Source organism: Amphibacillus sediminis NBRC 103570 (genome assembly GCF_001552275.1).
In the GTDB taxonomy this organism is placed as follows: Bacteria; Bacillota; Bacilli; order Bacillales; family Amphibacillaceae; genus Amphibacillus_B; species Amphibacillus_B sediminis.
The window spans coordinates 17632-30426 of the sequence record NZ_BCQW01000024.1 but is presented as its reverse complement, the minus strand read 5'-3'; the positions used below and the strand labels follow the sequence as shown (position 1 = coordinate 30426).

Genomic DNA, 12795 nt, shown 5'->3' with positions numbered 1-12795 from the left:
CTAATATTGTATTTTGCAGACTGAAAACAGCCTATTCCGGGTCCTTGTGTCTGCTATTCTGGTAAAAGTCTATTATGTGATCATGAAACCAAATCCCTAATATTCCAATCATTGCTGTAATAATAAAAATAGTGATGGTTATAGTCCAATCCCCTTGCTGTATGGAGGAGCCTATCATAGTAGAGGATACCACGGACGGGATACGGGCAAAGGTAGATATCAGTAAAAAGCTCCTTAGCTTCAAATTACTGACCCCTACTATATATGTCAGCATATCCTTTGGAGTACCTGGAATAAGGAATAGAATAAAGCTGACGGTTTCGACCCTTTTTTTATCTTTCATAAAAGCAAAATTTTCGACTTTATCCTTTCTAAATATCTTGTATAGGAGAGGCATTCCAAATTTCTTAGAAATCAAAAAAATAAAAGTGGAAGCTACTACACAACCTGACAGACATAATAGCAGGCCTCCCCAAGTCCCGTATAAAATACCAGCAATAACCTCAATAGGCTCACCCGGAATAAACGCGATGACAATTTGTAAAACCTGAATACCGAAGACAATCAACCATCCACCGACACCTAAAGAGTTAATCCATTCTTTGATTTTGTCTTGAAATTCCGGCATGTACAGCCTTTTATAATAAGGCAAAAATAACAGGGTGATTGCTATGATTAATACGATACCTAAAACAGACAAGGTAATCGCTCTTTTTTGTGTTTTGCTAAGTTTGCCTAGTTTCCCATTCATCGCGTAACCTCAATATTCCCGGATGATGTTGAAAGGTCTATAGTTATCCCTGCTTCGTCACCAATCATGCCATTTGCTGTTGTTTCTGTGCTGGCTAGAAACTCAGGAAAAGTCGTTCTGATATTGCCGCTATGCGTATTAGCATCAAAGATAAAATTACTGTCTTTTGGCATTGTAAGGTAGACCCCACCGCTTTGGGAATAGACTGTTATATCCCCGCCAATTTCTATATATTCAAGTTCTATTTCCCCAGAATTAGACTCATAATTCCCTGCTCCACTTGCATCTGAAACTGAAATTCTGCCACTGTTGCTTTTAGTGCTTATATGTCCATAGATTGAATGACATAAGATTTCGCCGCTGTTTGTGATGAAATCAATCGTATTTGCGGATACTTTTTCAGATTCAAGGTTACCACTTGTACTTTTAATGTGGATTGCATCGAAAGAATATGCTGCATCCATACTGATTTTTCCACTGGTTGTTTCAACGGTTAAATTTCCAGAATATGTTTTAGGGAGATAAATTTCAACGTAAGCGCCAAAAGTAGTAACAAGTGGACGCTTGCCTACGTTTATATTGACGCTGTTTTCTGTAACAGATACTTTTGCCTCATACGAAGATTTCCATTCGCTCAAGTATTCCTTTATTATTAAATCATCTTCATCACTTTCTATAAAAGTGATATCCTCGGAATTATAAACGATCGTGATATTATTAATGTTTGATAAGTCGATATTCTTCATATTTTCCTTATTACACCCTGCCAACAACACAATAGCTAATGTGCCAATAATAAGCATGAGCATTTTTCGTTTTGTTGTATTTCTCATAAAAAGTACCTCCACAACTATTGTTAATAAAGAATTGCCGCTACAAGTATGCCAATCTGTTAGCACCCATCCCTAAAATAAAGTGAAACTTCGTTCAGTGGGGGTTCCGACGCATAGGGTGTGCTGGTGCAGACATTGCCACACGACGTCGCGAACTTAGTCTCAGCTTCCTCTCTCACTGACTGAAGGTTAGTTGAACCAATCGGGCCGTTAATAGCTGTTGGATCTCCCACTTAGCATGACGTGTTCGCTTATTTCTTGAAGTGGGAGTCGTTACACTGCGATAATGGGTTTATGAGTACACCATGCTAATAACGTCGGCGACAAAATCATAGCGCACTGCTGCTACTTAAGTTCAATTAAAGAGTGAATAAACTCATGCCATAGCCCGGTAATGCTTCATATCCCCTTGATAAACTGGAATTGCCTGGCGCTTTCTAAGCTCTTGCAATAATATCTGTGGTCGCACTAAATTCAAGGGTGTTGTGAAATGCATAATACCAGCTTTTTCTAACACATAAGCGACAAATTCCGAACATATAAAGCTGCTAGTGCTCTGTATTTCTTTATTGAAAAGATTACTAATCAGCTTCGTTATACTGTAATGGTATTTATTTTGGTTCTGAGCAAAAGAGCTTACAATTTGCGCAACTTTATTGTATTGTGCCTCAGTCACATCCATTTCCAAAACAATACCGGGTAAAGTTTTTAACCGTCCATAATATCCAGCCGAATATGTTTCTTTCCGAAAACCGGCTATTATCGGGATCCAGTTAGACCGACGCCCAAATCCATGTAATGTGTACAGCTTTTTGTCCAATGAAATCGCAGCATGTGTTACTTCATCTCTTTTTATAAGCGTAATTAATCTACCAATAGGTGATTTCGTCTTAATAAGCGATATATATAGTTTAGCCATTTGTATTCCCTCACTTCTCGTGTTTTTTACAGCTTTATCTTAACAAGTAAAAATGAGAAACAAGGGGGATCTTTTCTGAATATTTGCTATAAATTCATTGAAGAATAACTCGGTTCCCGTATGCTCCTATAAAGTGAAACTTCGTTCAGTGGGGGTTTTTATCCCCCGCTGAACGTTAGTTGAACCAATCGGATGTTACTGGCTGTTGAATCAACCACTTAGACATGACGTGTTCCCTTATTTCTTGAAGTGGGAGGCTTACAAAACTTCGATGGGGCGAGTAATCGCAGCCCCAGCCAGTTACACTGGGATAAAACAGACCAGCAAAGGGAAAGAGTTAATCTCGGCTATAGTATTGATGCAGATTTGGTACATGCTTTCGTGTAATTATCGGGTCAAGTTAGCTTGATGCAAGCTATAATAGCAAAAAGAGGGTAGAACATACGGGTTCCAGCCTCTTTTTGCAATCCGTCTGTTTAACACCTGCGGTTTTACGTCTCCGCCAATAGAAGAGTTTGCTAAACAATATTGAATAGCTATATATATTCGTAAGTAAGAGGCAAAGAATCGATTGTGAGACAACATGAGCAAACGCGCATACGTAGATCGATTCAAAATAGAGAGGGAGAACGGTCACTTAAGGGTCCACTTTAGTAGCATGTTGTTAAGGTGGCAAAATTAAAACCGCCGGTAGAACCGGCGGATACTTATGGTTTTCTATTTTTTTACCTCACTTCAATGTCCCAAAGCGCTTACTCTCATTTGATCATTTTTTATCACTTCTTTTAAACAAAGTCAGTCAATATAAGGTATGGCTTATCTTTCCATCAAATAAAGACTGATCCACCATATGTCTAACAGCAAGGCTAAGTGTGAATGTATCGTGCCTGACGGACCGAGGTTATCTTTGTAAGTCAAGCTCGATATGTATTTCACTATTTTCATTGATAAATAAATGGTTAACCTTAGCCTGATAGGTAAAGCCATCAATGGTATAGGACTTGTTTTCTATCATTCTGATCAGCAGTGGGTAATGATCGTTTAGTGTTGCAGCCTCTTTCCCTAAAATGTCTTTAACCTCCTCCTTAATCATGTCCTCTAACTCATGCAGAATAAAACGATCCAGTTTAAACGTGTCAGCATTTACAATAATGATGTCAATGCTATTTATAAGGAGTTTCTGTTGATACTTTTGATTTAATTCAGATAAGTTCGATTCTAATGTATCATAGGCTAATTGTAGTTCTTGATATTCAGTTCTTAATCTCAGGTTTTCTTCGATCCGCTTTTCAATTAGCTGACCATACATATAAATAAAGATAAGGTAGGCGATTACTCCACCTAAAAAAAAACCAACCATAAGTCTTTGCCAATCTTTTCGTCGATATAGTGGTGGAATATGCATTAACTTAGCTCCTCTTGGATCAACCATTCAATAATAAGCATAGCCAATTGGACGCCCCCCATTGCTGTAATAATAATTAATATTTGTTTAACAATATCGAGTGTCGAACCCTCCATTATACCGCGTTCAAAATTTGAAATAACATCAAATGTTCCACCAATTGCTGCGACAATAGCCCAGATTCGTAAACTTCGGGCAATCCGACCCATTAAGGTTAACGGCGGCTCCCCACTCGCAAATGCCCCGATACTACCAATAAAAGCTCCCCCGATGATAACGCCTAATGCAATAAAAAAGCACTGAATTAATGTTGCGAAAAAACGTTCTCCCATTTTCTTTGCTCCTTTAACTGAGGCATATAGCTACTGCTAGTCTATGTTGCCCCAATGACAATAATGTTTTATTTTTCAAATCGTAGATCAATCAGCTATAATAGAACTAAACCATAGATTTGAGAGGGGGGTTATGGATGTCGTTTGTTCACCTAAGAGTTCGTAGTGGTTATAGCTTTATGAATAGCACGGTTAAGATTAATCAGCTCGTTCAAAAAGCTAAGCAGTTAAATATGTCTGCTGTTGCACTTACCGACTATAACGTGTTGCATGGAGCGGTTGAATTTTATCGTACTTGCCAAAAGGCTGGGATTAAGCCGATCATTGGTATGATTGCCACGATTGAATTAGAGCAAGAATTGAACGATATCCTTCTTATTGCTAAAAATCAACAAGGCTATCAGAGCTTATTAAGAATTAGTTCGATGATTCAAATAAATGAAACAAAGTCTTTGCCATTTCAGCAATTAACTGAGCTACTCTCTCATTGTTTTATTATTCTACCGACAGAATCCAAGCTGATCTCTACTTACATAAATAGTAATCAATCAGCGGCTATTGCTGCATTTCGATCCCATTGGCCTAATCAGCTTTATATCGGAGTGGGCAATTCGGAACAAGACAAAGTTTCTTCACTGACTCATTTGGAGATCCCGATGCTTGCCCTTGGAGATGTCCGTTATTTAGAACCCGAGCACGACAGGGCATATCAATGTATCAGAGCGATTGATCTAAAACAAACAATAAGTGCTTTGGATCAAATTCAACAGAATACATCCTATTTGCGAGAACAGGAGGAAATGGTTTTAACATTTTCGCGATATCCTAGCTTAATCGAAGAAACCAATCGGTTAGCTGCACAGTGCCAAGTTGAGCTAGATTTTAATCAGATGAAATTGCCCCATTTTCCTTTACCTAAATCTGAATCAGCTCATGCCTATTTAGCCAAGCTATGCCAAAAAGCATTGCTTGAAAAATATCCAGATCGTTCTGACGTAGAGTCACGCTTATCCTATGAGTTAGATACGATAAAGAAAATGGGATTTAGTGATTACTTTTTAATTGTCTGGGATTTTGTCCGCTATGCCAAGCAACAAGATATTTTGGTTGGACCAGGGCGAGGGTCAGCGGCTGGGTCGTTAGTCGCTTACTTATTAGATATCACGACCATTGATCCTATTCAGTATGATTTACTTTTTGAACGGTTTCTTAATCCAGAGCGTGTTTCGATGCCGGATATTGACATTGATTTTTCCGATCACCGTCGAGAAGAGGTCATTGCCTATGTAAAGGAAAAGTATGGTAGAGATCATGTTGCCCAAATAGGAACCTTTGGCACATTTCAAACACGTTCCATTATTAGGGAGTTAGCTAAAGTGTTTGCTTTACCTGAACAAGACTTAGAATTTATTCTTAAAGAAATACCTCATGGTTCACATTCGCTGGTAAATAGTGTAAAGCAGTCTGATGCTTTACTTGAATACATTAAACAGTCTGAAGTTTTACAGCAATTTTTCAAAGTGGCTCGTGAATTGGAAGGATTACCGAGAAATATGTCTACACACGCGGCTGGGGTTGTCATTCACGATCAAAAGCTAACTGAAATTGTACCAATGACAACCGATCAAGCAGGTGAATATTTAACACAGTACGCCATGGGGGATTTAGAGCACATAGGGTTATTGAAAATGGACTTTCTTGGTTTACGTAACCTTACTACAATTGAACGTATTTTGAATAGGATTGAGCATCATCAAAATAAAAAGCTTGAACCCAATCAATGGCCGTTAAATGATCAAGAAACTTTTTCGCTTTTACAGGCTGGTCAGACCAACGGTATTTTTCAATTAGAATCTGCAGGGATGAAACGTGTATTAAAGCAACTAAAGCCAACAAGCTTTGAAGATATTGTCGCCGTTAATGCCCTTTATCGACCAGGTCCAATGGACTTTATCGAAACCTATATTAAACGGAAGCATGGTAAAGAGCCCGTGCATTTTCTTCATCCTGATCTAAAGCCGATTTTGTCATCAACCTTTGGTGTGCTTATTTATCAGGAGCAAATCATGCAGTTAGCTCATAAATTTGCAGGCCTTTCATATGGACAGGCCGATTTGTTAAGACGTGCCGTTAGTAAAAAAAAGCGAGCAGAAATTAATCGACTACAGGATATATTTATCAAAGGATGTACTGATAACGGCTATAAGCAAGAGATAGCTACGGAGCTTTTTTCATGGATTATCCGTTTTGCTGATTATGGTTTTAATAGGAGTCATGCCGTTGCTTATAGCATGATTTCATATCAGCTTGCTTACTTAAAAGCACATTATCCCCTGTTCTTTTATACTGAATTACTCAATACCGTAACAGGCAATCGTGACAAAACCTTGTTATTTCTAAAAGAAGCTAAACGACATCAAATTAACCTTTTAGGCCCTTCAATCAATGCAAGTCACTATCGTTACAAAATTGAACAAACGAATATTAGAATGGGGCTCTCATTAATTAAAGGAGTCAGCTTTCCAGCGGTAAAAGAAATTCTATCTGCACGTAATGATGGGCCGTTTAAGAGTTTGTTTGACTTTTGTATGCGTGTATCCTTAAAGGTTGTTAATCGTCCGATCATTGAACGTTTGATATTAGCAGGAGCATTTGATCAATTTGGTATTGAACGTGCTTCATTATTAGCTACCTTGGACCAAGCGATGGAACAAGGTGAGTTATTCGGTGGTATTGATGATCAAATTAATTTGTTTAGTAATGGGTTACATTTTACCGGTGATTATCAAGAGGTAGCACCGTTTAATTTAATAGAAAAACTTGGCCATGAGAAGGAGCTATTAGGCTTTTATGTTTCCGATCATCCACTAAAAGTTAATAGAAAAATGCTTCGTAGCCATGGTGTGGTGTCGCTAGATTTCATTCATAATCACCCTGATCAGAAATCGATCCATACAGCTGCCGTGTTGCAAGATCTAAAATCGATTCGAACAAAACGCGGCGATTCGATGGCATTTGTCAGTTTGTCTGATGAAGAGAGTGAACTTGATGGGGTCATTTTTCCCGAATTATATCGTAAAGTCAAGTCTTGGCTTAAAACACAAGCTATGCTAAAGTTAATCGGTCACAGCGAGACTAGACAAGGAAAGGTTCAACTGATTATCAATCAGCTGGAGCTACTAAATCTCGAGCAATTAGAATCCGTCCAACAGAATAGCAAGGTCATTTATATTCAATTGATTGAGCATAAGATGGAGGAAGCTTTGAATAGAATTAAGCAAGTTGCTTCACTTTATCCTGGTTCCACACCTATTATTATCTATCAGCCTGAGATAAATAAGGCTTATCGTTTATCGGAGCACTACTATATTCGAGAAGGCTACCATGCCCTCAATCAATTAAAGCAAGACTTTGGTCACGAGCAGGTTATTCTAAAGGATGCTTCTGAAGCGGAGCAGAGCAACAAATAAATCCAGTGTCAGGATAAAAGAAACCAAGTCCTATGCATCGGAACCTGCCATAGAACTTACACACTTTAATTTTTGTGGGGAAAGATGGTTATGTAAAAGATAAATAAGGTGGTTTATTCTAATCCATCATATACATTGACTGCTAGCTTCATTTAATGACTCCCACTTGGAATTTTAAGCAGCTGTTATTTACACCAGGTACTAATTTGGTATAATGGAGAAGTTCAGTGTTCAGATAGACCAATCAAAAGATAAGGGAAGACAGCTTAGGTTGTTCAAAAATGACCGAATGTTGGCAGGTTTACTCAAAGAGAGCTTTGCTCTGTTGCTTAAGTCTCTCGGCGCTCCGATCTACTAGCTTTCTAATTTGGCTTTTTGAACAGACCATTAAAAATACGTCGACGAAGGGATGAGTTTTTGTGTCAACATTAAAAGCTAAGGCACTAAAAATGCATCAGGATAAACATGGAAAATTATCTGTACAAGCTAAGGTATCGGTTGCTAATGAGGAAGAATTAAGCTTAGCTTACTCTCCAGGGGTGGCAGAGCCCTGTCTAGAAATCGAGAAGGATAAACAAAATGCTTATAAATATACGATGAAAAGTAATATGATCGGCGTAGTCACAGATGGTTCTGCTGTACTAGGCCTAGGCAATATCGGTGCACAGGCGGCACTCCCTGTTATGGAAGGTAAAGCAGTACTGTTTAAAAGATTTGCCGATGTCGATGCTTTTCCAATTTGCTTAGATACAGAGAATGTTGAGCAAATTATTGAAGCAGTTAAATTAATGTCCCCAACATTTGGTGGAATAAATTTAGAGGATATTGCCGCACCGAACTGTTTTATCATTGAGGAGCGCTTAAAACGTGAGCTGGATATTCCCGTCTTTCACGATGATCAGCATGGGACAGCGATTGTTACCTTAGCTGGACTGGTAAATGCATTGAAGTTAGTAGATAAGGATTTTGCTTCAATAAAGGTTGTAGTAAATGGAGCGGGTGCTGCTGGTATTGCTATTGTTAAATTGTTAGCTCAATTTGGAGTAGAAGATATGATCTTATGTGACTCAAAAGGTGCTATTTATCAAGGCAGATCAGAAGGTATGAACAAAATGAAGGAAGAAATTGCCTCGATGACGAATAAAACTAAACAGGGTGGTTCACTTAGAGAAGTGATTCGAGCTGCTGATGTTTTTATTGGGGTTTCACTTGGTGGTCTAGTCGATCAAGATATGATTCGATCAATGAATAGAGATCCAATTGTTTTTGCAATGGCAAATCCTACTCCTGAAATATTACCAGAAGAAGCAATAAAGGCCGGGGCTCGTGTGGTAGGAACAGGACGATCCGATTATCCAAATCAAGTGAATAACGTTTTAGCCTTTCCCGGGATTTTTAAAGGGGCACTGCGTGTCCGTGCTTCAGATATAAATGAAGCAATGAAAGTAGCAGCGGTCAAGGCTCTTGCCAGCTTAATTAAGGAAGATGAATTGAATAGTCAATATGTCATTCCTAATCCATTTGATCAGCGTGTAGCCGACGTGGTTTCAGCTGCTGTAGCGGAGGCAGCCAAGCTCTCAGGTGTAGCTCAACTGTAAAAAATAACAACAAAGGGGTAATACAATTCACAGTTGAATGATCAAGTAACGGAATATAGATGTGTTTGATCGAATTGAAATAAAGACTAGCATTAGGTTCAATATACAGATCTAATTTGTTAGGAATCAGCTAGGGCTATCTAGTTAAAGAAAAACTCATTAATAAATGTTCGACGATGCCATAGGTCACCATGAGAAAAAAAGAGCTTTTCTACACTTCAAAAGAGGGCTTATATTAAGCTTCTAATTAAATGGATATTATTTTATTATATTAGTTATTATAAAACAAACTTGCTCGTATGGAGCTCGTCGGCGGACCTATGAATGAAGTGAACACCAATCGTGTTTATATTTGCAAACGTAAATCGGGGGGAAAGATCGATGCAGATTAAAAGTATTTTTACTAAGAAGAAGAAATATGCGGCGATACCAACTGAAAAGGCAAAACAGGATATCCCAGAAGGCTTAGTAGAAAAATGTCAGAGCTGCTCGAAGATATTTTATGAAAAAGAATGGAAGAACAATTTAAATGTTTGTCCGGCTTGTGGCGAACATCATAAGATGACTGCATTTCAACGGATTAATTCTTTAGTTGACGATGGTAGCTTTACTGAATGGGATCGGGAAATGACATCAAAGAATGTATTAGATTTTCCAGAGTATGATAGTAAATTAAAAGCAGACCGAGAGAAAACGGGTTTAAACGAAGCTGTTGTAACGGGTAAGGCAGAAATAAATGGCTTGGCCACCGCAATTGTCGTGATGGATCCACATTTTAGAATGGCAAGCATGGGAGCTGTTGTCGGCGAGAAAATCACTCGAGCATTGGAACAAGCGCGTGAAGAGAGGTTACCGATCATTATTTTTACCGCATCTGGTGGGGCAAGAATGCAAGAGGGAGTGGTTAGCTTAATGCAAATGGCTAAGACTTCGATGGCAGTAGATCGATTTAGCCAAGCAGGCGGATGTATGATCGTTGTGATGACCAATCCGACTACTGGGGGTGTGACAGCTAGCTTTGCCTCAATTGGTGATTACCATTTAGCAGAGCCAGGTGCTTTAATTGGTTTTGCTGGTCGGCGGATTATCGAACAAACGATCCGAGAAAAACTACCCGATAACTTCCAAACGGCTGAATTTCAATTGGAGCACGGCCAAGTTGACCGTGTCGTTAAACGCTCTGAATTAAAAGCTGTTTTGACCACTATCCTTGATCTTCATCAAGTGGGAGGTAATGATTAATGAAGCATGCGCTTGAATTTGAAAAGCCCATAATTGAACTAAAGGATAAAATTAAAGAATTAAAGGCAATGGCTGCTAATAGTGAACTTGATCTCACATCTGAAGTTTCCACATTAGAAGCCCGTTTAGAAAAACTAGAAAAAGATATTTATGCGAATTTAAAGCCATGGGATCGCGTTCAAATTGCGCGACATCCTGAACGCCCAACGGCACTTGATTATATTGAGCATTTATTTACGGATTTTATTGAACTGCACGGGGACCGGTTATTTCGTGACGATCCAGCTATCATCACAGGAATAGCTAAATATAAAGATAAGCCTGTTACCATTATTGGTCAGCAAAGAGGGAAAAATACGAAAGAAAATCTATATCGAAACTTTGGTAGTCCACATCCTGAAGGGTATCGAAAAGCCTTGCGTCAAATGAAGCTCGCTGAAAAATTTCATCGCCCGATTATTACCTTTATTGATACAAAAGGAGCCCATCCCGGAAAAGGTGCTGAGGAACGGGGACAGGGTGAAGCGATAGCGCGTAATTTGCTAGAAATGGCTCATCTATCCGTACCTATTGTAGCGATTGTTATTGGAGAAGGTGGCAGTGGTGGTGCGTTAGGTATTGGCTTAGCCGATCATGTTCATATGCTAGAAAATTCAACCTATTCAGTGATATCTCCAGAAGGTGCAGCGAGCATTTTATGGAAAGATGCAGCAAAGGCTAAGGAAGTAGCCAAATCATTAAAAATCACCGCACAGGATTTGAAAACATTATCAATTATTGATGAAATTATCCCCGAACCGCGTGGCGGTGCCCATCGTGATTTGGCCATGCAGGTAGCTTATCTTGATGTCCATATTGAAAAATCACTCCGCTATCTACTCAAGCTATCAGATGATCAGTTACTAGATAAAAGATGGGAAAAATATAAAAAAATTGGTTCATAATTTTCTTTGTGGCATTTCGTTTAGTTGAACCAATCGGGCTGTTACTGGCTGTTGGATTTCCCACTTAGAATTTCCCTTATTTCTTGGAGTGGAATTCTTACAAAAGCCCTTCGATGGGGCGAGTAATCGCAGCCCCAGCCAGTTACACTGCGATAAATATCCTAATAAGCTGAAAAAATTGAAAAAAAATATAATTTCACCCTTAAATCGACATATTTAGGGGTGTGATTCTTTGTGCTTTCATGTATAATCTTAATTGGAATTATATTAGAATATAATTATGATATAATGGTAAGGTTAGTTTTGTGAACATTTAGATTGAGGTGAAAAGGATGAAAAAAATCGGTGTTTTAACGAGTGGTGGAGATGCTCCAGGAATGAATGCAGCTATTCGTGCCGTTGTTCGCAAAGGCATCTATCACGGTATGGAAGTCTATGGTATATATAATGGCTACCAAGGTTTAATGGAAGGGAAAATTGAAAAAATGGAGCTGGGTTCTGTCGGTGGTATTATTCAACGTGGCGGAACAACATTATTCTCTGCTCGCTCTGAAGCATTTAAAACAGAAGAAGGACAAGCTCGTGCAATTGAGCAGTTAAATAAATTTGGAATTGAAGGTTTAATTGTGATTGGTGGGGATGGTTCATTTCAAGGTGCTGCTAAACTAACAGCAAAAGGTTTTCCATGTATTGGTGTTCCAGGTACAATCGATAACGATATCCCAGGTACAGATTTTACCATTGGTTTTGACACAGCCTTAAATACGATTATTGAAGCGGTAGATAAAATTAGAGATACCGCTACTTCGCATGAACGTACATATGTTATCGAAGTAATGGGACGTGATGCAGGTGATTTAGCACTATGGGCTGGTTTAGCAAATGGGGCTGAAAGTGTTATTATTCCAGAAAAGGATGAGCAATTTGAAGATGTCCTTGAGCGTTTAAAACGTGGAAGTGCTCGCGGTAAAAAGCACAGCATTATTATTTTGGCTGAAGGTGTTGGCAGTGCGATTGACTATGGTAAACGCATCGAAGAATCTACAGATTTTGAAACACGTGTAACCGTATTAGGGCACATTCAACGAGGAGGACGTCCAACTGGTTTTGACCGTGTACTTGCCAGTCGATTGGCAGGAAAAGCTGTTGACTTATTACGTGAAGGCGAAGCAGGAAAAATGGTAGGTATTCAAAATAATCAACTCGTCCATCATGATATTATCGACGTATTGAAAAAACCTCACAAGTTAGATATGAGTCTTTACCAGCTAATGAGTGAATTATCTATCTAGATTTGTATA

Annotated in this window: 10 protein-coding genes; 5 read left to right on the top strand and 5 right to left on the bottom strand. The window is 38.8% G+C overall.

What is annotated here, in order from left to right:
- Window positions 1-31 precede the first annotated feature (31 nt).
- From ASE01S_RS12610 to ytrH, 5 genes are all read right to left on the bottom strand, one after another.
- Window positions 32-751: a TVP38/TMEM64 family protein gene (locus tag ASE01S_RS12610; protein WP_067842956.1), complete on the bottom strand. Its 720-nt coding sequence runs from the start codon at window positions 749-751 to the stop codon at window positions 32-34.
- Window positions 748-1584 (bottom strand): DUF4097 family beta strand repeat-containing protein, encoded by an 837-nt coding sequence (locus ASE01S_RS12605; RefSeq protein WP_067842953.1) that lies wholly within the window; start codon window positions 1582-1584, stop codon window positions 748-750. The genes ASE01S_RS12610 and ASE01S_RS12605 overlap by 4 nt, the downstream gene beginning before the upstream one ends.
- 376 nt (window positions 1585-1960) lie before the next feature.
- Complete coding sequence (locus ASE01S_RS12600; protein ID WP_067842951.1) at window positions 1961-2503, bottom strand: hypothetical protein; 543 nt, start codon at window positions 2501-2503, stop codon at window positions 1961-1963.
- Window positions 2504-3404: 901 nt separating this feature from the next.
- The gene (gene ytrI, locus ASE01S_RS12595) at window positions 3405-3908 is read right to left on the bottom strand and encodes a sporulation membrane protein YtrI (protein ID WP_067842948.1); all 504 of its coding nucleotides are present in this window, start codon (window positions 3906-3908) and stop codon (window positions 3405-3407) included.
- A complete protein-coding gene (gene ytrH, locus ASE01S_RS12590; RefSeq protein WP_067842947.1) occupies window positions 3908-4240 on the bottom strand; it encodes a sporulation membrane protein YtrH in 333 nt (110 codons plus the stop codon). The genes ytrI and ytrH overlap by 1 nt, the downstream gene beginning before the upstream one ends.
- A 137-nt stretch (window positions 4241-4377) precedes the next feature.
- Between ytrH and dnaE the strand changes: the two genes are divergently transcribed.
- The 5 genes from dnaE to pfkA all read left to right on the top strand — a co-directional run bounded on the left by dnaE (window position 4378) and on the right by pfkA (window position 12786).
- Window positions 4378-7710, top strand: coding sequence for a DNA polymerase III subunit alpha (dnaE, locus tag ASE01S_RS12585; RefSeq protein ID WP_067842946.1), 3333 nt, complete (start codon window positions 4378-4380; stop codon window positions 7708-7710).
- Window positions 7711-8129: 419 nt separating this feature from the next.
- Complete coding sequence (locus ASE01S_RS12580) at window positions 8130-9308, top strand: NAD(P)-dependent malic enzyme (RefSeq protein WP_067842944.1); 1179 nt, start codon at window positions 8130-8132, stop codon at window positions 9306-9308.
- Window positions 9309-9689: 381 nt separating this feature from the next.
- Window positions 9690-10550: an acetyl-CoA carboxylase, carboxyltransferase subunit beta gene (accD, locus tag ASE01S_RS12575; RefSeq protein ID WP_067842941.1), complete on the top strand. Its 861-nt coding sequence runs from the start codon at window positions 9690-9692 to the stop codon at window positions 10548-10550.
- Window positions 10550-11494, top strand: coding sequence for an acetyl-CoA carboxylase carboxyltransferase subunit alpha (locus ASE01S_RS12570; RefSeq protein ID WP_067842938.1), 945 nt, complete (start codon window positions 10550-10552; stop codon window positions 11492-11494). Before accD ends, ASE01S_RS12570 begins: the two co-directional genes overlap by 1 nt.
- Window positions 11495-11826: 332 nt before the next feature.
- Window positions 11827-12786 (top strand): 6-phosphofructokinase, encoded by a 960-nt coding sequence (gene pfkA, locus ASE01S_RS12565; RefSeq protein WP_067842935.1) that lies wholly within the window; start codon window positions 11827-11829, stop codon window positions 12784-12786.
- Window positions 12787-12795: the final 9 nt, after the last annotated feature.